18 protein-coding genes are annotated in these 22999 nt (G+C 69.5%); 13 read left to right on the top strand and 5 right to left on the bottom strand.

The features are described from left to right. Positions 1-192 precede the first annotated feature (192 nt). A complete protein-coding gene (locus ACX80U_RS02210; RefSeq protein WP_459267254.1) occupies positions 193-1878 on the top strand; it encodes a sensor histidine kinase in 1686 nt (561 codons plus the stop codon). Positions 1879-1902: 24 nt separating this feature from the next. On the opposite strand, the gene ACX80U_RS02205 is transcribed toward ACX80U_RS02210, so the two are convergent. Together ACX80U_RS02205 and ACX80U_RS02200 are read right to left on the bottom strand one after the other, a co-directional pair. Further along, entirely contained in the window at positions 1903-3144 is a 1242-nt protein-coding gene (locus ACX80U_RS02205) for a sensor histidine kinase (RefSeq protein WP_459267253.1), read from the bottom strand. A gap of 142 nt (positions 3145-3286) precedes the next feature. After that, positions 3287-4708 carry a PucR family transcriptional regulator gene (locus ACX80U_RS02200; RefSeq protein ID WP_459267252.1) on the bottom strand — a complete coding sequence of 474 codons (1422 nt, stop codon included), beginning with the start codon at positions 4706-4708 and terminating at the stop codon, positions 3287-3289. Positions 4709-4870: 162 nt separating this feature from the next. On the opposite strand from ACX80U_RS02200, the gene ACX80U_RS02195 reads away from it, so the two are divergent. Together ACX80U_RS02195 and gabT are read left to right on the top strand one after the other, a co-directional pair. Then, positions 4871-6301 (top strand): aminobutyraldehyde dehydrogenase, encoded by a 1431-nt coding sequence (locus ACX80U_RS02195; protein WP_459267250.1) that lies wholly within the window; start codon positions 4871-4873, stop codon positions 6299-6301. A gap of 25 nt (positions 6302-6326) precedes the next feature. Further along, on the top strand, positions 6327-7712 hold the full coding sequence (gene gabT, locus ACX80U_RS02190) for a 4-aminobutyrate--2-oxoglutarate transaminase (RefSeq protein ID WP_459267249.1): 1386 nt from the start codon (positions 6327-6329) through the stop codon (positions 7710-7712). A 70-nt stretch (positions 7713-7782) separates the two neighbouring features. Here gabT and ACX80U_RS02185 read toward each other — a convergent pair whose 3' ends face one another. Beyond that, positions 7783-8385: a GNAT family N-acetyltransferase gene (locus ACX80U_RS02185; RefSeq protein ID WP_459267248.1), complete on the bottom strand. Its 603-nt coding sequence runs from the start codon at positions 8383-8385 to the stop codon at positions 7783-7785. Positions 8386-8639: 254 nt separating this feature from the next. Here ACX80U_RS02185 and ACX80U_RS02180 point away from each other — a divergent pair, with 254 nt between their 5' ends. Next, entirely contained in the window at positions 8640-9218 is a 579-nt protein-coding gene (locus tag ACX80U_RS02180) for a TetR/AcrR family transcriptional regulator (RefSeq protein WP_459267247.1), read from the top strand. On the opposite strand, the gene ACX80U_RS02175 is transcribed toward ACX80U_RS02180, so the two are convergent. After that, a complete protein-coding gene (locus ACX80U_RS02175; RefSeq protein WP_459267246.1) occupies positions 9206-9877 on the bottom strand; it encodes a TetR/AcrR family transcriptional regulator in 672 nt (223 codons plus the stop codon). The genes ACX80U_RS02180 and ACX80U_RS02175 overlap by 13 nt on opposite strands. 117 nt (positions 9878-9994) lie before the next feature. On the opposite strand from ACX80U_RS02175, the gene ACX80U_RS02170 reads away from it, so the two are divergent. The 5 genes from ACX80U_RS02170 to ACX80U_RS02150 all read left to right on the top strand — a co-directional run bounded on the left by ACX80U_RS02170 (position 9995) and on the right by ACX80U_RS02150 (position 15529). After that, a complete protein-coding gene (locus tag ACX80U_RS02170; RefSeq protein ID WP_459267345.1) occupies positions 9995-11419 on the top strand; it encodes a flavin monoamine oxidase family protein in 1425 nt (474 codons plus the stop codon). A 2-nt stretch (positions 11420-11421) separates the two neighbouring features. Then, positions 11422-12315 carry a universal stress protein gene (locus ACX80U_RS02165; protein ID WP_459267245.1) on the top strand — a complete coding sequence of 298 codons (894 nt, stop codon included), beginning with the start codon at positions 11422-11424 and terminating at the stop codon, positions 12313-12315. Beyond that, complete coding sequence (locus ACX80U_RS02160; protein ID WP_459267244.1) at positions 12312-13832, top strand: APC family permease; 1521 nt, start codon at positions 12312-12314, stop codon at positions 13830-13832. The genes ACX80U_RS02165 and ACX80U_RS02160 overlap by 4 nt, the downstream gene beginning before the upstream one ends. Before the next feature lie 94 nt (positions 13833-13926). Next, entirely contained in the window at positions 13927-14769 is an 843-nt protein-coding gene (locus ACX80U_RS02155; protein ID WP_459267243.1) for a universal stress protein, read from the top strand. A 130-nt stretch (positions 14770-14899) separates the two neighbouring features. Then, on the top strand, positions 14900-15529 hold the full coding sequence (locus ACX80U_RS02150) for a MarR family winged helix-turn-helix transcriptional regulator (RefSeq protein ID WP_459267242.1): 630 nt from the start codon (positions 14900-14902) through the stop codon (positions 15527-15529). Here ACX80U_RS02150 and rarD read toward each other — a convergent pair. Next, positions 15450-16454 carry an EamA family transporter RarD gene (gene rarD, locus ACX80U_RS02145; protein WP_459267241.1) on the bottom strand — a complete coding sequence of 335 codons (1005 nt, stop codon included), beginning with the start codon at positions 16452-16454 and terminating at the stop codon, positions 15450-15452. The two genes, ACX80U_RS02150 and rarD, sit on opposite strands and share 80 nt — an antisense overlap. A 150-nt stretch (positions 16455-16604) precedes the next feature. On the opposite strand from rarD, the gene ACX80U_RS02140 reads away from it, so the two are divergent. From ACX80U_RS02140 to exaC, 4 genes are all read left to right on the top strand, one after another. Next, complete coding sequence (locus ACX80U_RS02140; RefSeq protein ID WP_133081066.1) at positions 16605-18026, top strand: FAD-dependent oxidoreductase; 1422 nt, start codon at positions 16605-16607, stop codon at positions 18024-18026. A gap of 62 nt (positions 18027-18088) precedes the next feature. Then, entirely contained in the window at positions 18089-19441 is a 1353-nt protein-coding gene (locus tag ACX80U_RS02135; protein ID WP_459267240.1) for a GAF domain-containing protein, read from the top strand. 198 nt (positions 19442-19639) lie between these two features. Continuing rightward, the gene (locus ACX80U_RS02130; protein WP_459267239.1) at positions 19640-21337 is read left to right on the top strand and encodes a M23 family metallopeptidase; all 1698 of its coding nucleotides are present in this window, start codon (positions 19640-19642) and stop codon (positions 21335-21337) included. A gap of 130 nt (positions 21338-21467) precedes the next feature. Then, the gene (exaC, locus tag ACX80U_RS02125; RefSeq protein ID WP_133081064.1) at positions 21468-22991 is read left to right on the top strand and encodes an acetaldehyde dehydrogenase ExaC; all 1524 of its coding nucleotides are present in this window, start codon (positions 21468-21470) and stop codon (positions 22989-22991) included. Positions 22992-22999 lie beyond the last annotated feature (8 nt).

The following is a 22999-nucleotide window of genomic DNA, read 5'->3' as shown; positions in this document are numbered from 1 at the left end:
GCCCCTACAGCAGCTTCGCCACGATCACCGGTTTGGTGCGTCGAACTTGAGGTGATCTTGAGGAGCGCAGGCGGATTCCGCACCTTCAATCACCGGGCGGTCGCGCTAGTCTGTGGAAGCCGGCGCGCCGATGCCGCCAGCACCGTCATGCAGCGACGGATTGGCTCGACGACGGAGGGGGGATCGGTCAGCATGGACAGGGTGCTCTCCTACCTCACGCTCAACACCAGGCAGTTCCACGAACTGACCCTGCGGATGCGCGTCGTCCTCAGCCAGCTGCCGCTCTCCCTCACGGTGCTGCTCATCCTCGTCGGCGGGGCACTGTTCCACCGTGACCTCTTCTCGAGCGAGTCCTTCCTCCTCGGCGCAGGGCTGCAGGCAGTACTCCTGGCGCTGTGCGTCGTCGTCCCCTGGGACCGCCTGCCGCACGCCAGTTTCCTGGTCATCCCGCTGCTCGACTTCATCCCCATCGGACTCATGCGCCATGGCGCGGGGACCATGATCACCGGCGTCGGGCTGCTCGCGGTCTTCCCCGTCATCTGGCTGGCGGCCTCGGGGCTCTTCCCGCGTGCCGCCCTGGCCGTGGGGTTCCTCGGCTCGCTCGCGATCGTGTGGGCACCCGTCTTCGGAACCGACGCCGCCGTCACCTCGCAGTCCCTCACACAGTCCATCCTCCTCCCGTTCATCATGCTCGCGATCGGCGTGACCATACGGGTCATGACCGCCAGCATGATGGCGCAGCAGCAGGTCGTCGAGGAGAAGGACCAGGCCCTGCAGATGCTCCTCGAGGAGAGCGCGCGCCGGGAGCGGCTGCTGGAGACCGTGGTCAACAGCGTGGACATCGGACTGATCGCCGTCGACGAGACGGGGCGGCCGATGCTGACCAACCGCAAGCTCGAGCAGTTCCGCGCCCTCGCAGGAGGTACGCGGAACACCGCGGAAGGGGACCTCCGGATCTTCCAGCACGACGGCCAGTCGGTCATGCCCGAGGCACGGAGGCCGACCCGGCGAGCCGCCGAGGGGCAGGTCTTCTCCGACTACCTCCTATGGTGGGGCGAGCGGCCGGACCAGAGGGTGCTGTCGACGTCGTCGCGCCTGATGACGAACCAGGCGGGCGCGCGTGAAGGATCCGTCGTGACGTTCAACGACGTCACGGAACTCGTGACCGCGCTCAACGCGAAGGACGAGTTCGTGGCCACGGTGTCCCATGAACTGCGGACCCCCCTCACCGCGATCCGCGGCTATCTCGAACTGTTGACCGGCATGCCCGACCTGCAGCCCGAGGTCGCATCCGGCCTCGAGGTGGTGTCCCGCAACTCCGAGCGGCTGCACAAGCTCGTGGTGGACCTGCTCTCCACGGCCGAGGGGACCCCGGAGATCACACCGGTCCCCACCGATTTCTCCGAACTGGTCCTGCAGCGCGTGGCGTCGGCCAGGGAACGCTCGACGAACCCCCTCATGCGCTTCGAGGACCGCACCGAGCCCGGACTCCTGGCGCTGTGCGATGCCCCGCGCATCGGCCAGGTGCTCGACAACCTGCTTTCCAACGCCGTCAAGTACTCACCGGACGGCGGGCGTGTGACGGTCAGTGCCGCGGAGGTCGACGGCGAGGTGGAGTGCAGCGTGACGGACCAGGGCAGCGGCATGTCGGCAGAGGAGCTGAAGGGCGTCTTCTCGAAGTTCTTCCGGACCTCGGCGGCCCGCAATGCCGCCATCCCCGGCGTCGGGCTGGGGCTCGCCATCTCCAAGGCCATCGTGGAGCGCCATGGCGGCACCATCAGCTGCCGCAGTGTCGAGGGCGAGGGCTCCACCTTCACCTTCCGGCTCCCGCTGGCCCGCGCGGACCAGGACCAGCAGCTGCAGCCGCAGCAGCTCTAGCGCCGCGAGGCGCTGCGGGAAGGATCAGGCCGGGCCGAGATCGACGGTGACTGTCGTGCCGCCGCCGGGCGTCTCCGTGAGGCTGATCGAACCGTCGTGGGCGGCCGCGATCCGCGCGCAGGTCGCGAGGCCGATGCCGCTGCCCGCTGGGTCGCCCTCCCGCTGGAGCCGCACGAGCGGTTCCAGGACCCGGTGCCGGTCCGCGGGGTCGATGCCCTTGCCGTGGTCGATGATGCGGAGCACCTGGGTCTGGCCGACGTCCGCGACGACCTCGATGCGGGGAGGAGTCCCTGGGGCCGAGTACTTGATCGCGTTCGAGACCAGGTTCTGCAGGAGGGCGGTGACCTGCGCCTGGTCCACCTCGAGTTGGGCGTCCCGGACGGTCACGACGGCGTCGCAGGCACTGCTGAGCGGCAGCACGTCCTGCAGCACGGCGTTCATCATCGTGTTCAGGCGGACCTTCCGGCGGCTGATCGAGCCGCCGATGCGGGAGAACTCGAGAACCTCCTCCACCGTCGAGAGCATCCGGCTGGCACTGCCCCGGATGATGCTGAAGTAGCGGGCCGCCGGCCCCGAGGTCTCGACGTCGTCGTCCTGCTCGCTGAGCTCGGTGTAGCCGAGGATCGCCGTCAGCGGGTTCTTCAGGTCGTGGCTGACCCGGGCTGCGAAGCCGGCGAGGTCCTCGTTGCTGCGACGGACCACCTCGAGGGCCTCGACGAGCTGGCGGGTCTTGAACTGCAGTTCGAGGACCTCGACCACCTGCCGGGCGAGGATCTCGAGGCCCTCCCGTTGCTCGGCGTCGAAGCCGAGGATCTCGGGGGAGAAGACGCAGAGCGTCCCGAGGGCGTACCCGCTCTCCGCCACGAGGGGGACGGACGCGTAGGACCGCACGAGGGCGATCCCACCGTTCACGAAGGGGTTGTCGGCGAAGCGGGGATCGCGTGACGCGTCCGGGACCGCCGTGATGGCGCCGGAGCGGAAGACCTTCGAGCACATCGAGTCCTCGCGGGAGCACACGGCAGCATCGACCCCGACGGCCGCGATCTGGTGCTGCTGGTCGGCCGTGATGATGTTGATGACGCCCGCGTGCATCCCGCTGACGCGGACGGCGAGCTTCACCAGGTTGAGGAGTTCCGTGGGCGTCTGGTAGTCGAACGCCTCCACCGGGGTGCCGTCGGCCTCCCCGTAGGGCAGGCGGTACTCCTGCAGGATCGCCTGTCGGGCCAACTCCTGCAGGTCCAACTCGTCGGCGTGAAGAAGCGACATGAATACCCCCGAAGAACTGTGAGACCGGTATCTGGTGATCCAACTATCGCATGCGGGGGTGCGGCCCACGTGGTAGGCGCGGAGCGGCCGGAGTGGCCGGGGACCACACGGGGCGCTGTCCCGCGGGGCCCGCCGTCCCGCCTCAGCCGAGTGCGCGCACCCGGAGGGCGAGATAGAGGTGGACGCGGTCCGCCGTGACCGCAGGGTCGTACCCCGTCAACGCCACCACCTGCTGCAGCCGGTACCGGATGGTGTTGCGGTGCAGGTCGAGGTCGGCCGCGACGGCGGCCACGGACCCGTCGAGGTCCAGGTACCGCTGCAGCGTCGCCAGCAGGCCGGCGCCGTGCGCCTCGTCGAAGGCCTCGAGCGGGTTCAAGGTCTCGGCCGCGAGATCGGCGAGCGGAACGTCAGCACTCGCCATGAGGAGGGACGTCAGGCTCAGGCGGTCGGCGAGGTTCAGCGCCTGCCCCCGCTGGAGTGCCTCCCGGGCCTCGAAATAGCTCCAGCGCAGTCCGTTCGGCTGGGCGTACGCCCCTCCCACGCCGATGCGCGAGGTGAGCCCGGCGCCATGCAGGTACTGGCTGAGCTGCGCCGGCGCCGGTGCGGCGGTGGCCGGCAGCACGAGGACGAGGCGGTCCTCGACCAGGGCGGAGGAGACGCCGTCCCAGCCGTCGGGCAGCGGCAGCGTGCGCAGGGCCCGGCGCTGGCCGGAGGCGACGTCGACGATCAGGACGCTGTGCCTGAGCGCGGTGTCGATACCCGAGCTCGCAAGCCTCGCGGCGGCCTCCGGACCCGCGAGGCTTCCCCGCACCACGTCCTCGAGCAGTTGCCCGGCGGCCGTCCGGGCTCCTGTGCGGTTCCGCCCCTGGTTCGTGAGTTCCACCGAGATGAGGCTCTGCGCGTAGTCGACGACCGCCGCCCGGGTGTACGGTTCCGCGATGGCGAGTGTGCAGCGGTCCTTCAGCCCCGTGGCGATGGGCAGCCGATGCCAGGACGTCGGTTCCTCCCGGCCGCGCCGCGGACCGGCGGCCCCGGCGATGCGTGCACCGTACTGGAAGAGGGCGACGCCGGTGCCCAGCATCCTCGCGAGTTCCGCGAGGAGCGCGCCGAGGCCCCCGGCGCCGAGGAGGGCGGACGCGAGGACGGCGTGTCCCTCGAGGAGGTCCTCGAGGCCTGCGTAGTGATCGGCGGAGAGGGCGTCCGCCACCCTCTTCCCGATGGCGATGAACGGGACCTCGTACGGGACCCGGAAGGCCGGGAGTCCGACGTCGTCCGCCTCGGACAGGAGGGCCGCCGGGATCCTCCGGTGCGTCAAACCCACGCCGAATCCGATGGCCAGCGCCCCCGCCTCGTGCGCCCGGCGGACGAAGGCACGCTGGGCCGCGCCGGTCTTGAGGCGGACACCCGTCGTGAGGATCACCTCGGCGCCGCTGAGGAACGGCCGCGGATCCTCCAGCTCGGTCACCGCGACCCACTGGATCGGCTGGGCCGGCGGCTCGGAGCGGCCCTCCGCCACGAGGCCGAGGGCCGGGTCGGACAGCAGGTCGGGAAGCGTGATGGCCATGGTTCAAGCCTAGGCTCTACTGTGCTCCTGCACGGCACTTCCCCGTCCATGCTGTGCAGATATCCGTGGCAGGGGTTACCCCGTCCCGGTACCGTCGATTCGATACCCGTGGCCGGACCTACCCGGACGCCGCGGACACCCCCTCGTGAAAGGCACTGCAGCGTGGCTGAGACCCTTCAGAACTACATCGACGGCGCGTTCGTGACGCCCGCCGGAACCGAACTCCTGGACATCGTCAACCCGACCAACGGCGAGGTCGTGGCGCAGTCGCCCGTCTCCTCCCCCGCGGACGTCGACGCCGCCATGCAGGCTGCCGCCCGCGCCTTCACCACGTGGAAGCGCACCACGCCGAGCCAGCGCCAGCTCCTGCTGCTCAAGCTCGCCGACGCCGTCGAGGCCGCGAGCGACGAACTCGTCGAGGCCCAGCACCGCAACACGGGCCAGGTGCGCGAGATGATCGCCGCCGAGGAGGTCGCGGTCGGCGCCGACCAGCTGCGCTTCTTCGCAGGTGCTGCACGCATCCTCGAGGGCAAGTCCGCGGGCGAGTACCTCGAGGGCCACACCTCCTACGTCCGCCGGGAACCCATCGGCGTCGTCGCCCAGGTCGCCCCCTGGAACTACCCGTTCCTGATGGCCATCTGGAAGATCGGGCCCGCCCTCGCCGCCGGCAACACGGTCGTGCTCAAGCCGAGCGACACCACCCCCGAGTCCACCCTCGTGCTGGCACGCCTCACGCAGGGGATCCTGCCCGACGGCGTCCTGAACGTGGTCCTCGGTACCGGTGAGACCGGTGCGGCCATGATCGAGCATCCCGTCCCGGGCCTGGTGTCCATCACGGGTTCCGTACGCGCGGGCATCGCCGTCGCCACGAGCGCCGCCAAGGGCCTCAAGCGTGCCCACCTCGAGCTCGGCGGCAAGGCGCCCGCCGTGGTCTTCGCCGATGCCGATCTGAAGACATCCGCCGCGGCCATCGCAGAGTTCGCGTTCTTCAACGCAGGCCAGGACTGCACCGCGATCACCCGCGTGCTCGTGCAGGAGCAGGCGCACGACGAGTTCGTCGCAGCGATGGTCGAGCACACCGCCACGCTGAGGACGGGCAGTGCGGACGACTCGGAAAACTACTTCGGCCCGCTCAACAACATCAACCACTTCAACGCCGTCAACGCCGTCATCGACGCACTGCCGGCACACTGCAGCATCGCGACCGGCGGCAGGCGCGCGGGTGACAAGGGCTACTTCTTCGAGCCCACGATCATCACCGGCGCCCGCCAGGACGATCCCGTGGTGCAGCAGGAGACCTTCGGGCCCATCGTCACGGTGCAGACCTTCACCACGGAGGAGGAAGCCGTGGAGCTGGCGAACGGCGTCGACTACGCGCTCGCGTCCAGCGTCTGGACCACCAACCACGGCACCGCCATGCGGGTCTCCCGGGACCTCGACTTCGGCGCTGTCTGGATCAACACGCACATCATGCTCACCGCCGAGATGCCGCACGGCGGCTTCAAGAACTCCGGCTACGGCAAGGACCTCTCCATGTACGGCGTGGAGGACTACACCCGCATCAAGCACGTCATGAGCGTGCTGGACGCCTAGCCGTCCCCGAGGAAAAGGAATTCCCATGACAACGTTCGCAACCACTCCAGGCTCCGTCGCTCCCGGCTTCCGGCTGGAGCAGAAGCGCCGCATCAACGGCGACTTCCCCGGACCCAAGTCCACCGAGCTGGCCACCCGCCGCGCGGCGGTCGTCGCGCAGGGCGTCGCCTCCGGCGTGCCCGTGTACGCGGCGGACGCAGACGGCGGCATCATCCGCGACGTCGACGGCAACTCCTTCGTCGACCTCGGCTCCGGCATCGCCGTGACGAGCGTCGGCGCGTCGGATCCCGCCGTCGTCAGCGCCGTGAAGGAGCAGGTGGAGCACTTCACGCACACGTGCTTCATGGTCACGCCCTACGAGGGTTACATCGCCGTCGCCGAGCAGCTCGCCGAGCTGACGCCGGGTGACTTCGAGAAGCGCACCGTGCTCTTCAACTCGGGCGCCGAGGCCGTCGAGAATGCCGTCAAGGTGGCGCGTCTGGCCACCGGGCGCAACGCCGTCGTCGCCTTCGACCACGCCTACCACGGGCGCACCAACCTGACGATGGCGCTGACCGCGAAGTCCATGCCCTACAAGACGAACTTCGGTCCGTTCGCCCCCGAGATCTACCGTGTGCCGATGAGCTACCCGTTCCGCGAGGAGAACCCGGACATCACCGGTCCCGAGGCGGCACAGCGCGCCATCACGATGATCGAGAAGCAGATCGGCGCGGATTCGGTCGCCGCCATCATCATCGAACCCGTGCAGGGAGAGGGCGGCTTCATCGTCCCCGCCGACGGCTTCCTGCCGGCGCTGGCCGACTGGGCCAGGGCGAACGGCGTCGTGTTCATCGCCGACGAGGTGCAGTCCGGCTTCTGCCGCACGGGCGAGTGGTTCGCGGTGAACCACGAGGGCGTGGTGCCGGACATCATCACGATGGCGAAGGGCATCGCCGGCGGCATGCCGCTCTCGGCCATCACCGGCCGTGCGGACCTGCTCGACGCCGTCCACGCGGGCGGCCTCGGCGGTACCTACGGCGGCAACCCCGTGGCCTGCGCGGCGGCGCTCGGTGCGATCTCCACCATGAAGGAGCAGGACCTCGCCGGCCGGGCGCGCAGCATCGAGGCACGGGTTACCGAGCGGTTCGATGCACTGCAGGCGGACCTGGGGGAGCACAGCATCATCGGCGAGCTCCGGGGACGCGGAGCCATGCTGGCCATCGAGTTCGTGATGCCGGGCGGCAAGACGCCCAACACGGACGCCACCAAGGCGATCGCGGCGCAGTGCCTCCGCGAGGGCGTCATCGTCCTGACCTGCGGGACCTACGGCAACGTGATCCGCCTCCTGCCGCCGCTCGTCATGCCGGACGAGCTGCTCGCGGACGGCCTCGACGTGCTGGAGAACGCCATCCGCACGGCGAACGCCGGCTGATCACCGACGCACCACGAGAAGGGCCCCGCAGCACGAGCTGCGGGGCCCTTCTCGTGGAACGGGTGGAGCGTCAGCCGACCGGGATGAGTGCCCGGAACTGCGGGTTCTCGGCGAGGAACGTCTGCGCGTGCCGGCAGTAGGGGATGGGGGCGAGGCGACGGCGGTGTGCCTCGAGCAGTGCCTGGCGCACGAGGACCGGTTCCAGGCCCGCCTGGCGGTATGCGGGGCCGATCACTGTCTCCAGCAGGCGGATGCGCCCGGCCCGCATGTCGTACTTCACGTAGCCGACCATCGTGCCGTCGTGGAAGAGCTCGAAGCGCGAGCTCACGGGGTTGTCGCGGAACTTCTCGCGCAGCTTCTGGCTCTCCGTACGCTCGGCTGCCCGCGCCACGCGATCCGTGAGGGCTTCCACCACTGCCTCGTAGTCCTCCTGCGCGCCGAACGGCGGGTAGTCCGAGTCCAGTACGCGGTACAGCTGGTTGCAGAGGATGCGGAGTTCACGCGTGGAGACCGTCGACAGGTCGTGGGGCACATCCGGCGCTGCCGGGCCCAGCGCCGCAGCGGAGTCCGGGACTGCGGCGAAGTCGAGCGCGGCCAGATCCGGCCACGTGCTCCGGGAGTCGTTGTCGTCCTGGCGGACGGAGTGGGCCGGGGACAGAGGGGCAACAGACATGACGAACCTCGGGTGATCAGAAGAAGGGTGGGCCGTTGCTTGACCGTCCTCCGAACCTAACAGCTAACTCACGATCCGTAAAGCTAGTCCGTCTAACAATCAGTAGGCTCATCAGCGATCCGCCCACCAGGGGCGCCGGCACTCCGTACAGGCGCTGATGCTGACGCCCATGGCCCCGGAGTATCGCCTGATGTCATGCGGTGTCATCAGCTCTCTTTCACGACATTGTGTGTCATCAGCGGTACGATAGGTGCATGGGTCGATGGGCACCGGACGCAGCGCTGAGGCTCGAGCGCGCGGCGCTCGAACTCTTCACCGAGCAGGGCTATGCGGCCACCGCAGTACCCGAGGTCGCGGCTCGAGCGGGCCTCACCACCCGTACGTTCTTCCGCCACTTCCCGGACAAGCGCGAGGTGCTCTTCCTGCATGAACGGGAGCTCCCCGCCGTCGTGGCGTCCCTCGTGGCCGGGGCTCCGGCGTTCCTGTCACCGCTGGGGCTCGTGATGCACGGGTTCGAGGCGATGGCCGCCGGTCCGTTCGAGGGCCGGAGGGCCGAGCTGCAGGCTCGACGCGCCATCATCGGCTCCGACGAGGGGCTGCGCGAGCGCGAACTGCTGAAGAACGTCCTCCTCGCGGGGGGCATCACCGAGGCGCTTTCCGGGCAGGGCGTGGGCAAGGAAGAAGCACGCCTCGTGGCACGGTACGGGGTCCTGGTGTTCGAGATCGCCCTGAACGACTGGCTCGACGGCGACAGCGACACGTTCTCGGACGTGCTGCACTCCACCGCGTACCGGATGGGACAGCTCGTCCGGCCCGCGCGTCAGGAGGAGTAGGCCGCCAGCTGGAGGCGGAGACCCGCGATCATGCCGTCCAGTCCTGCCCGGAACGCGGCATCGGCCGCCTGCTCCGCTCCCGTCGCATCGGTGGCACTCCTCACCGCGGAGGTGAAGACCGGGAACTGGTGCGCCAGCGCGCCGGAGTCGAAGATGTCCCCGGGGGCGGCGACGTCGAGCGCGGATCCGTAGATGAAGGACTCCAGCGCCACGATCGCGGGCACGATCCGGTCCTCCGGCCAGCCGGCCCGCAGGAAGCCGCGCGCCACCGCCTCGTACATGCGCAGGGTCTCCGCGGCATCGGTCACGGGCATCACGGCGATCACGGGTACGAGAGGAGCGTGCCGCGCGAAGACCTCGCGGTAGGACCACGCCCACCGCCGGACGGCCTCGTCCCACGGCTCCTCGTCGAAGGCGCTGAAGTCCACCATCGTCATGACGTGGTCCTGCACCCAGCTGAGCACTTCATGCTTCGACGCGGCGTGGTTGTACAGCGCGGACGGCGCCACCCGGAGCCGCCGGGCGAGGGCGGACATGGTCAGGCCCTCGTAGCCGTCCGAGGCGATCAGGTCCAGGGCGGCCCTGGTGATGCCGTCCCGGGACAGGACGCTGCGCGGGGGGCGGCCCGCACGCCGGGGTGCAGGTGTTGCTGCGGTCATCGATCCTGCTCCTGGGTTGCGGTGGCGTTAACTCTACGGGCGTTCCCTTCCCTCGAGGGGCGCCCATGGCTATAGTAGGGCGAAATAATGAATGCCGTTCATTTTGTGGCCCGCGTCATGCGGGTCCGGGAGGATCACGTGAATACCATCGAGCGCGACGTCGTCATCATCGGAGCAGGTCCTTCGGGCCTCACCGCCGCACGGGAACTGGTCAGGGCGGGACATTCCGTCGCGGTCGTCGAGGCACGGGACCGCGTCGGCGGGCGGACCCACACCGACGTCGTCGATGGCGCGGTGTACGAGGTCGGGGGCCAGTGGGTGTCGCCGGACCAGACCGCCCTCATCGGGCTCCTCGACGAACTGGGCCTGCAGACCTTCTCCCGGTACCGCGAGGGCGACTCGGTCTACATCGGCCCCGATGGAAGGCCCGTCCGCTACACGGGAGAGATGTTCCCCGTGAACGACTACACGCGCGAGGAGATGGAGCGGCTCATCGCCCTGCTCGACCGGCTGGTGGCGGAGGCGGGGCCGGAGGCGCCCTGGAACCACCCCGACGCCCGCGCCCTCGATACCGTTTCCTTCCACCACTGGCTGCGGCAACAGTCCGACGACGAGGAGGCCTGCGACAACATCGGCCTCTTCATCGCCGGCGGGATGCTGACCAAGCCGGCCCATTCCTTCTCCGCCCTCCAGGCCATCCTCATGGCCGCGACCGCCGGTTCCTTCTCGAACCTCGTGGACGAGGACTTCATCCTCGACAAGCGCGTGGTCGGCGGCATGCAGTCGGTCTCGGAGCGCATGGCGGCGGAGCTCGGGGAGGACGTGATCCTCTCGAGTCCCGTGCGCACGCTGCGCTGGAGCGGGATGGACGGGCGCGACGGCGTGACGGTCGTCTCCGACACGACCACCGTGCACGCACGCTACGCCATCGTCGCCGTCCCGCCGAACCTCTACTCGCGCATCAGCTACGAGCCGCCCCTGCCACGCCGCCAGCACCAGATGCACCAGCACCAGTCGCTGGGCCTGGTCATCAAGGTGCACGCCACGTACTCCACACCGTTCTGGCGGGAGGAGGGCCTCTCCGGGACGGGCTTCGGCGCGGACTCGATCGTGCAGGAGGTCTACGACAACACCAACCACGAGGACCCGCGGGGAACGCTGGTCGGTTTCGTCTCCGACGAGAAGGCCGATGCGATGTTCGAGCTCCCGCCGCACGAACGCCGCGAGCGGATCCTCGCCTCGATCGCCGGGTTCCTCGGCCCGCAGGCACTCGAGCCGGAGGTGTACTACGAATCGGACTGGGCCTCGGAGGAGTGGACCCGCGGCGCGTACGCGTCCAGCTACGACCTCGGCGGACTGCACCGGTACGGTCGCGACCAGCGCACGCCGGTGGGGCCCATCTACTGGTCCTGCTCGGACATCGCGGCCGAGGGCTACCAGCACGTCGACGGCGCCATCCGGATGGGGCAGCGAACCGCCGCCGCGATCCACCACGCCCTGGCGTCGGGGCTGCAGTCCGCCGGCACGACCGCGGGGGCCTGACCGTGCGCTACATCGTCGGTTACACCGCGGACGAGCGCGGGCACGACGCCGTCTGCCTCGCCGTCGCGCTCGCGCGGCGCCAGGATGCCTCCCTCGACCTCGTCCTCGTCACCCCCGAGCACTCGCTCTATGCGGGCACCTATCCGCCGGACAAGGGCTTCGACACCCTCCTCTCCGAGCAGATGCGGGAATGGATGGACCAGGGCCTCGCACTCGTGCCCGACGACGTCGCCGCGCGCGGCGTGGTGGTCCGGGCCGAGTCCAACGCAGAGGGCCTCATCCAGGCGGCCGAGGACACGGAGGCCTCGCTGATCGTCATCGGGGCCAGCTCCCGGGGCCTCGCCAACAGGTTCAACGTCGGCAACGTGGCCCGCAGCCTCCTCCACGCCTCGCCCGTCCCGGTGGCACTCGCGCCCAAGTCCTACCGGCGCACCGAACCCGTCACGCGCCTCACCTGCGCGGTCGGCCGGCGTGCCGGGGCCGACGACGTCATCTCCGTCGCGGTGTCGTCGGCGCAGCGCCGCGGCCTGCCCCTGCGGCTCGTGTCCCTCGTCGCGCTCGACGGTGGCCGGTCCGACCCGGATGGAGCGGAGGACGAGGCGAACCGGCGGCTCGCGGAAGCGGCGTCGTCGCTCGCCGCGGGAGGACGCGTGAGCGTCGAGACCGCGCGTGGCAGCTCCATCGAGGAGGCCATCGACACTATGGCCTGGGACGAGGGGGAGGTGCTGCTGGTCGGCTCCAGCCGTCTCGCGCAGCACATGCGCATCTTCCTCGGATCCACGGCCAACAAGATCCTGCGTACGCTGACCATCCCCATGGTCGTCGTCCCGCGTACGTACGCAACGCCCGGCACCACTTCCGGCCCGGGCGCCTTACCCACAGAGGCGGACGCATGAGTATCGACGAGACAACACAAAGGGGATCAGGGCTGAGCAGGAAGGGCCTGGACGCCGGGACGGTGGGCCTGCTCGGCGCCGTCGTGATCGGGGTGTCCTCCGTGGCACCCGCCTACACCCTGACAGCGGCCCTCGGGCCCACGGTCGCGGAGGTCGGGGTGAACCTGCCGGCCATCTTCCTCGTGGGCTTCGTCCCCATGCTGCTCGTGGCCCTCGGCTACCGCGAGCTGAACAACGCGATGCCGGACTCCGGGACGTCCTTTACCTGGGCCACGCGGGCCTTCGGGCCCTGGGTCGGCTGGATGGGCGGGTGGGGGCTGATCGCCGCCACCGTGATCGTGCTGTCCAACCTCGCCGCCGTGGCCGTGGACTTCTTCTACCTGATGCTCTCGCAACTGCTGAACGATCCCGCCATCGCGGACCTGACGCTGAACCTGCCGGTGAACATCGCAACGACGCTCGTCTTCATCACGCTCGCCTGCTACGTGTCCTACCGCGGCATGGAGGCGACCAAGACCGTCCAGTACGTGCTGGTCTCCTTCCAGCTCGTGGTCCTCGCCTGGTTCGCGATCGCGGCCTTCATCCACGTCGCGAACGGCACCGCCTTCGACGCGACGAGCATCAGCGCGGAGTGGTTCAACCCGTTCGCCGTCGGCTCTTTCTCCGCCTTCGCCGCCGGCGTCTCGCTCTCCATCTTCATCTACTGGGGCTGGGACGTGACCCTCACCATGAGCGAGGAGGCCGTCAACCCGAAGAAGACGCCGGGCCGTGCGGGCATGCTGACCGTCGTCGTCATCGTGGTCATCTACCTCACGGTCGCGCTCGCGACCCTCGCCTTCTCGGGCGTGGGCGACGGAGAACTCGGTGCCGGCAACCCCGACAACCAGGAGAGCATCTTCGCGACGCTCGCCGGCCCTGTCATGGGACCCTTCGCCATCCTGATGTCCATGGCCGTCCTCAGCTCCTCGGCCGCATCCCTGCAGTCCACCTTCGTCTCCCCGGCCCGCACGCTTCTCGCCATGGGCCACTACAAGGCGCTGCCCAAGGACTACGGCCGCATCAGCCCGCAGCACAAGTCGCCGAGCTACGCGACGGTCGCAGCGGCGGTCGCGGCCGCAGGCTTCTACGTGTTCATGCGGCTGGTCTCGGAGAACGCCCTCTGGGACACCATCACGGCGCTCGGCCTGATGATCTGCTTCTACTACGGCATCACCGCGCTTGCCTGTGTCTGGTACTTCCGCGCACAGGCCTTCTCCTCCGCCCGGAACATGTTCTTCCGGTTCCTGGCGCCCCTGCTCGGCGGGGTCATCCTGCTGGTCATGTTCGTCAAGACGGCCGTCGATTCGATGGATCCCGAGTACGGCTCCGGCTCGGAGCTGTTCGGCGTCGGCATGGTCTTCATCCTCGGGATCGGGGTGATCCTGCTGGGGGCCGTGCTGATGCTGGTGTGGTCGCGCATCAACCCGGCGTTCTTCCGGCAGGAAGTGCTCACTCAGGGGTCGGCTCCGCAGGAGTAGCACGCGGGCACGGCCGGAAGCGCTGCGTTAGAGTGGACCGACTCCGCGGCGCTTCCGTCCGCGCCGCCCCGCATCCCACCGAGGAGGAGCCCCCGTGCGCTACGTCGTCGGCTACACCGAGAACGACCGTGGGCAGGACGCCCTCGAACTCGCCACCTCGCTCGCGCTCACGCAGTCGGCGGGGATCGACCTGGTCACCGTTCTCGACTGGCCCCAGGACGGCAGTGCGGCCCCCGGGAGCCGGCGTGCCCAGGAGGCACTCGACCGTGCGAGGGACAGTGTGCCCGACGGCGTCGAGATCACCACGCACGTCCGCCTCGCGGACTCCTTCGCGCAGGGCCTGCTGGAGACGGCGCACGACGTCGATGCCGGCCTGATCGTGATCGGCGCCTCGACCAACGGCCTGCTGCGCCGCTACACCGTGGGCAGCGTCGCCAACGCCGTCCTGCACAGTTCGCACGTCCCCGTCGCACTCTCGCCGCGTGGCTACCGGCACCGCGCCAATTTCACCAGGATGACCTGCGCCGTCGGGACGAGGGCAGGTGCCGAGGGCGTGCTCGACGTCGCCGTCGAGTCCGCTGCCCGGCGGGGCCTGCCCCTGCGCCTCGTGTCACTCGTCGCACTGGACGTGCACGAGCCCTCCGATTCGGGGGAGGCGATCAACAAGGCGCATCAGCATGCGCATTCGGTGCTGGCGCGCGCCGTCGAGCGGTTGCCGGGAGGCTCCGAGGCATCGATCATCGTGGCGCACGGCCGGACGATCGAAGAGGCCATCGACGACATCGAATGGGACGCGGGCGAGCTCGTCATCGTGGGGTCGAGCCGCCTCGCGCAGCACCGCCAGATCTTCCTCGGCGCGACGGCGAACAAGATGCTCCGCGCGCTGCCGGTGCCCATGGTCGTGGTGCCCCGCGACTGGGTCCGTACCCCGAGCTGACCCGCGCGATCCCTCCGTCCCGTGGAGGGCGCGACGGGCGCGTGCGCGGCGGAGCGATCGCGCGGAGTAATGATGGGTAATGCTGCGGGATTCCTGCCCCGGCGCTGCTCCGCGTGCCTAGGATTCGGCCATGGACGGACATCGCACGCCCGCAGGAAGCGCTGCGCGCCGCGCCGCGCTCGACGTCGTCGAGGAGAAGGCCGCGGCGATGTGCCGCAGCGAGCAGCAGGTGTGCTGGGCGCTGGCTCGTGGCATCGATGCCGCGATGGAGCCGGCCGCCTACAGCGTGCTGGCCGCGGTGCGCATGCTGGGCCCCTGCCGGGTGACCGACCTGGCGGCATCCCTGGGCATGGGGAAGCCGGCGGTCAGCGGACACGTGGCGGCGTTGCACAGGCTCGGCCTCCTCGAGCGCGGGATGACGGACGACGACGAACGATCCCGACCGGTGATGCTGACGGACGAGGGACTCCGGCGCGTGGAAGCTGCACGTGCGCGCCGACGGCGGGACTTCCGGCGGCAGCTCGAGGGCTGGGACCAGACCGACGTCGTCGACCTGGTGGCCCTGCTGTCCCGCTTCAACGCGGCCTATCTCGCTGCGGAACTCCCGGAGCGGCCCGAGCGACCGGCCTCCGGACCCGCCGATGCCGGTCCCCGGGCTGGGATCCGGGAGCAGGGCGCCGTCAGGCCACCGTCACCGCCGGTTCGGGTGCTGCCACCCGCCGTGACTGGCGGCGCACGGTCCTCAGCATGTCCACGGTGAGGAGGACGAGGCCCACCCAGACGAGGCCGAAACCGATCCATCGTTCGAAGGGCATGTCCTCGCCGAGGACCAGCAGTGCGAGCAGGAACTGGAGCACGGGGGCGAGGTACTGCAGGAGCCCGATCGTGGTCAGCGGCAGGCGGCGCGCGGCGGCACCGAAGAAGATCAGGGGCACCGCGGTGATGACGCCCGAGGCGACCATGATCCAGAAGTGGGCGGTGCCCTCGGTCGTGAGGGTCGCCGCGCCCGTCACGTCGAGCCAGATCATGACACCCGCGGCGATCGGCGCGAGGACCACCGTCTCGATGCTGAGGCTGGTCACGGCGTCGACGCGCGAGCCGACCTTCTTCTTGACGAATCCGTACAGGCCGAACGAGAAGGCCAGGGTGAGGGCGATCCACGGGACGGCGCCGTACCCGACGGCCAGGACGATCACGGCGAGGACGCCCATGCCGATCGCGGTCCACTGCAGGGGCCGGAGCTTCTCGCGGAGCACGATCACGCCCAGCAGGACGGAGACGATGGGATTGATGAAGTAGCCGAGGGAGGCCTCGATGGCCTGTCCCGTGGTGACCCCGTAGGTGTAGACCAGCCAGTTGACGGCGATGAGCAGCGCTGCGACGGCCAGTGTGCCGACGATGCGCGGCGTGCGGAGGGCCGTGAGCACCGGCCGCCAGGACCGCAGGGCCGTCAGCAGGAGCGCACAGAAGAGCAGGGACCAGACCACGCGGTTGGCCACGATCTCGACCGGGCCCGCCGGCGCCAGGACGAGGAAGTACAGGGGAAGCAGACCCCACAAACCGTAGGCGCCGATGCCGAAGAGCACGCCCACGGAGTTCTCGCTCCTCGCCGGACGTCTGGTCTGTACACCTGTTCCGCTCACGAGGTCGTGAACCGGCCGGTTCCGGGCTTTATTCCCACCCATCGGCAGCGGGGAGGGGACGACGGCGGCCGGACGAGATCCCGGCCACGAAGTTAGTCCGCGCCGTGGTGCGGCATTTAGAATAGGGAAGTGTGCGCTTATTCGCGCCACGCTGTCCACCAGGAGCTTTTCCACCGGGAAGAAGGCAAATCAGTGTCTACCTCAGCTGCGGCGCGACCGCTGCGGGTCGCGATCATCGGCGCCGGTCCGGCAGGCGTCTACGCCGCCGACATCCTGACGAAGTCGAACGAGGTCCAGGGCGGCGATTTCGCCGTCAGCATCGACCTCTTCGACCAGTACCCGGCACCCTACGGCCTGATCCGCTACGGGGTTGCTCCTGACCACCCACGCATCAAGGGGATCGTGAACGCCCTCCACAAGGTGCTGGACCGCGGCGACATCCGCTTCCTCGGCAACATCAACTACGGGCGTGACCTGACCCTGTCGGACTTCCGCCGTTTCTACGACGCCGTGATCTTCGCGACCGGTGCCATCCGCGACGCCGACCTGGACATCCCGGGGATCGACCTCGAGGGCTCCTTCGGCGGAGCCGATTTCGTGTCCTGGTACGACGGACACCCGGACGTCAGCCGCGACTGGCCGCTGGACGCGAAGGAGATCGCCGTGATCGGCAACGGCAACGTCGCCCTCGACGTCGCCCGTATCCTGTCCAAGCACGCCGACGACCTCCTCTCCACCGAGATCCCGGAGAACGTCTACCAGGGCCTGAAGGCCTCACCCGTGACCGATGTCCACGTCTTCGGCCGTCGCGGGCCCGCCCAGGTGAAATTCACGCCGCTGGAACTGCGGGAGCTCTCCCACTCGCGCGACGTCGACATCGTCCTCTACCCCGAGGACTTCGACTTCGACGCGGGCTCCGAGGAGCAGATCGCCTCGAACAACCAGACCAAGACGATGGTCAAGACCCTCACCAACTGGCTGGTGGAGGACGAGCCGACGGGCGCGTCGCGGCGCCTGCACCTGCACTTCCTGCACTCGCCCGTCGAGGTCTACGACGCACCGGAGACGCCCGGCAAGGTCGCGGGCATGAAGTTCGAGCGCACGGAGCTGACCGGGGACGGCAACGTCCGCGGAACCGGTGAGTTCCTCGATTACCCCGTACAGGCCGTCTACCGCGCCATCGGCTACTTCGGTTCCGAACTGCCGGAGGTCGGCTTCGACGACAAGCGCGGCGTCATCCCCAACGAGGGCGGCCGCGTCATCGACGAGGACGGCCACCCCGTGCCGGGCATCTACGCCACCGGCTGGATCAAGCGCGGGCCCGTGGGCCTGATCGGCCACACGAAGGGCGACGCCCTGGAGACCATCGGGTTCCTCCTCGAGGACCGGCTCAACCTGCCCCCGGCGGAGGACCCGTCCGAGGACGCCATCATCAACCTGCTCGAGGAACGCGGCGTCCACTACACCACCTGGGACGGCTGGCTGAAGCTGGACGCGCACGAGATGAAGCTGGGGGCGAATTTCGTCAACACCTCGGGCAACGCCGAGCTCGTGCGCGAGCGGGTGAAGCTCGTCCCCCGTGAGGACATGGTGGCCATTTCCCGCGGTCAGTAGGCCCGCTACACTGTGACCTGTCCTGCGCTGCCCCGCAGGACAGGTCACGAAGCGGAGTGCCGATGTCGCCGTCCCGTTCGATCTCCTCAGCGGAGCTACCTGCCGACGTCGTGCAGCGGAACGCCGTCGCGGCGCACGAAGCCCTCGGACGGGGTGCGGGTGTCGAGGACAACCTCCGCGGCATCGTGCACGACTCCTGGCTGAGGTCCCTCACCTTCCTGCCGAACCCCGCCACGGCAGGTGCCCGGCTGTTCTGCTCCGAGGAGGAGCTCGAGGCGTACCGCCAGGCCCATCCGCTCGCTGCGGTCATGCCCGTTCTCGACCGCCTCCTGGTACGGCCGAGCCTCGACGCGGGGATGCTCGTCGCGGTCGGGGACGAGAACGGCAGGCTCCTCTGGGTCGACGGCGACCGCGAACTCCGGCGCCGCGCCGAAGGCATGCTGTTCATGGCGGGCGCCGACTGGTCCGAGGCGGCGGTCGGCACGAGTGCGCCCGGGACCGCCCTGGCCCTGGAGCGGAGCGTGCAGATCGCGGGTGCCGAACATTTCAACGTCCAGGCTCACCCCTGGAGCTGCACGGCGGTGCCCCTGCACGACCCCGACTCCGGGACCGTCCTGGGCGTCATCGACATCACCGGCACGGCCGAGGCGGTCGCCGCGCACACCCTGTCCCTCGTGGAGGCCGCGGTCGCCGCGGCCGAGGCCCACCTGAGCATCCACCGGCTGCAGAGCCGGCTGACCGGGACGAAGCGGCACCGGCCGGCCCGGACGCCGGCAGCCCTGTACCGCAACAGCCTCCAGATCCTGGGCACTGACCACGGCATCGTCCACGCCGGTGGGGCCCCGCTGGACCTCAGTCTGCGCCACGCCGAACTGCTGACGCTGCTCGCGTTGCATCCGGAGGGCCTCACGGCGGACCAGATCGCGACGATGGCCTATCCGGAGGATGCGTCCGGCACCACGGTTCGCGCCGAGATGCTGCGACTGCGCCGGGTGCTGGCGAATCATGGTGGTGCGATCGTGCCGCAGTCCAGGCCCTACCGGCTGGCCGTGGAACTGGTGGTGGATGCCGTGCAGGTGCTGAACTACCTGCACCGGGGAGCGCACCGCATGGCACTCGGGATCTACCGGGGAGCCGTCCTTCCGCGGTCGCAGGCGCCGGCGGTCACGCGCCTGCGCGGCGAGGTGTCGACGCTCCTGCGGGACGCCGTCCTCAACGACGGCGCCCCCGACACCGTGCTGCAGTACCTGGCGCTCGCCGAGGCCGAGTACGACATCGAGGCATGGCAATGCGCGCTGCGCGTCCTGCCCCGGCGTTCGCCGAGGCGGGCAGCGGTCGTCGCGCACGTGGAGTGGCTCGAGGCGGAGTTGTCCGCCCCGCTGTCCGTTGGCTCAAGTTCTCCCAAATTTTGTTAGCGAATCGCAACGAATCGTCGCGGACCCGGGACCGTCCGGCTACCGTTGTCCTTGGTGGTCGGGACTGCGGGCAGTGACGCCCGACGGATCCGCCACCGGAAGGACCGCTTCTACCAGAGGATTCTCGTGACGCAGGCTGGAAAGCACCGTGGGACACCGCGTGTGCAGGGGCGGATTACTCGCTCCTCCCGGACGAAGATGAAGGCAAGCCTGGCCATGGTCGTGTGCTTCGTCGGATTCCAGGGCGTCGTCCCGCAGTCCTGGGAAGCGGCGTCGGCCGTGTCCGCCACGGCGGCCCACCGGTCCAGCGCTGCGCTGCACGATGATGCACTACCGACGGGAGTCGTCGGGCCCTACCTGTTGTCGCCCTTCGGCGGCCTCGACGCCCTCGATCCGACCATGCCGCTCCCCGAGGCCGCGGACGGCGCCGAGGTCAGCGCGGACGAGGAGGTCGTTGTCTCGACGACCTCCAGTGCGAAGCGCCCGATGGCCGGCACCCTCTTCTCGCCCCTCGACGCGCTGACCCCGAGTTCCTCCTTCGGCTTCCGCACGAGCCCCATCACCGGGGAGCACGGAGAGTTCCACACCGGCCAGGACTTCTCCGCGCCGTGCGGCACGCCGGTCTACGCAGCCGATGCCGGCACGGTCCGGGCCGTCGGCTGGCACCAGTGGGGAGGCGGCAACCGGGTCGAGGTCGACCACGGCAACGGCCTCATCACCACCTACAACCATCTGCAGGGCATCTCGGTCGCCCTGGGCGACGCCGTCGACGGCGGTGACCCGATCGCCGCGATCGGGACGACGGGATCCTCGACCGGCTGCCACCTGCACTTCGAGACGATCCTGGACGGCGAGCATGTGGACCCCGTGCGGTGGCAGCTCGTCCCCATCGGGCACGGAGCACCCCGAGGTGACCTGACGGACTACACGCCGGGCACCAGCGCTGCCGCCCCGATGCCGGCATGGGCGCAATCCTTCACCCGCTCCGGCGAGCCCGTGCCGACAGCCGGCGCCTACCCGCGACCTGCGGCATCGGCCCCGTCGGGAGGGACCGACGGCCTCGAGCCGGGTACCCCGACGGGCCCCGGTGCGCCGGCGGATCCGTCCGGCACGGCGCCCTCCACCCCCGGGAACGGAGTCTCCAGGCCCGGCACGCCGAAGCCGGTGCCCACTCCCGGTTCCACCGCGCCCCAGAAGCCCGCGCCCGGATCCACGCCGGGGTCCACGCCGTCTCCGAGCGGGACGTCCACGCCGTCCCCGAGTGCCACGCCCTCTCCCAGCGCGACGCCGTCACCGAGTGCCACGCCGTCACCGGGTCCGAGCGGGAAGCCGAACCCGGGTGCCACGCCGAGCCCGACACCCGATCCGACCCCGAGTGCGACCCCGAGTGCGACCCCGACCCCGAGTGCGACCCCGAGTGCGACTCCGACGCCTGTCCCGACGCCGAGTGCGACCCCGACCCCGAGTGCGACCCCGAGTGCGACTCCGACGCCTGTCCCGACGCCGAGCCCGATTCCGACGCCTGTCCCGACGCCGAGTGCGACTCCGACGCCTGTCCCGACGCCGAGTGCGACTCCGACGCCTGTCCCGACGCCGAGCCCGATTCCGACGCCTGTCCCGACGCCGAGTGCGACACCGACACCGACGCCGGACCCTTCGTGCGACACCGATCCGACGGAACCCGGTGAGCCGGCGCCCGGCTCGGACCCCGCTCCCATGACGGAACCCACCGGCACCGCGCCCGCGCTGCTGCCGTCCGTCCCCGCCCAGGGAACCGACGCCGACGCTCACCCCGAGGCGACGACGTGCGAGGACACCGATCCGGCCACGCCTGCCGATCCGGCGCATGGACCCGTGCCTGGGATCGCGGCGGTACCGACGCGCGAACAGGGCTAGGCGGACGGGCCACCCGGACGCTGCCCCGGCGACCCCGCGGGATATGCAACGTTGATGCAACCACCGGGCTCCTAGTGTGTGCAGCAGGGACGACGACGTCCTGCACACACGGAGTTCAAGGAGTTGGACAATGACTGTTTACGCCCAGCCTGGCCAGGACGGATCGAAGGTCAGTTTCAAGCCGAGGTACGAGAACTGGATCGGCGGCGAATGGGCTCCACCCATCAAGGGCCAGTACTTCGAGAACATCTCGCCGGTCACCGGCAAGGCCTTCTGCGAGGTGGCACGCGGCACGGCGGAAGACATCGAACTGGCCCTCGACGCAGCGCACAAGGCCGCCCCGGCCTGGGGCAAGACCTCCGTCGCCGAGCGTGCCTCGGTCCTCAACCGCATCGCCGACCGCATGGAGGAGAACCTCGAGATGCTCGCGGTGGCCGAGACATGGGACAACGGCAAGCCCGTCCGTGAGACGCTCGCTGCTGACATGCCCCTCGCCATAGACCACTTCCGCTACTTCGCCAGCGCCATCCGCGCGCAGGAAGGCCACCTGTCCCAGCTGGACGAGGACATGACGGCGTACCACTACCACGAGCCGCTCGGCGTCGTCGGGCAGATCATCCCCTGGAACTTCCCGATCCTCATGGCGACCTGGAAGCTCGCACCCGCGATCGCCGCCGGCAACGCCGTCGTGCTCAAGCCTGCCGAGCAGACGCCGTCGTCCATCCTGGTCCTGATGGAGCTGATCAGCGACATCCTCCCCGCGGGCGTCGTGAACGTGGTCAACGGGTTCGGCGTCGAGGCCGGCAAGCCGCTCGCCTCGAGCAAGCGCATCCGCAAGATCGCGTTCACCGGCGAGACGACAACGGGCCGGCTGATCAGCCAGTACGCGAGCCAGAACCTGATCCCGGTCACACTGGAACTCGGGGGCAAGAGCCCCAACATCTTCTTCTCGGACGTCGCGGACAGCAACGACTCGTTCTACGACAAGGCGCTCGAGGGCTTCGCGCTCTTCGCGCTGAACCAGGGCGAGGTCTGCACGTGCCCGTCCCGCGCGCTCGTGCAGGGCTCCATCTACGACTCGTTCATGGCCGACGCGATCGCCCGCGTGGAGAAGATGGTCCAGGGCAATCCGCTCGACACCGACACGCAGGTCGGCGCGCAGGCCTCCAACGACCAGCTCGAGAAGATCCTGTCCTACATGGACATCGGCACGCAGGAGGGCGCGAAGGTCCTGATCGGCGGCGAGCGGAACATCCTCGACGGCGACCTCGCCGAGGGCTACTACGTGAAGCCCACCGTGTTCGAGGGCACCAACAGCATGCGGGTGTTCCAGGAGGAGATCTTCGGCCCGGTGGTGTCGGTGACGCGCTTCGAGGACTACGCGGAGGCCATGGAGATCGCCAACGACACCCTGTACGGACTCGGCGCCGGCGTGTGGTCCCGGAACGGGAATGTCGCCTACCGTGCCGGGAGGGAGATCCAGGCGGGTCGCGTGTGGGTGAACAACTACCACGCCTATCCGGCAGGAGCTGCGTTCGGCGGCTACAAGTCCTCGGGCATCGGACGTGAGAACCACGCCATGATGCTCGATCACTACCAGCAGACCAAGAACCTGCTGGTGAGCTACTCGGAATCCAAGCTCGGCTTCTTCTAGGAGATGCG

Source organism: Arthrobacter sp. TmT3-37 (genome assembly GCF_054510835.1).
Note: the sequence above shows the minus strand (reverse complement) of the source record. Positions and strands in the feature narration are given on the sequence as shown.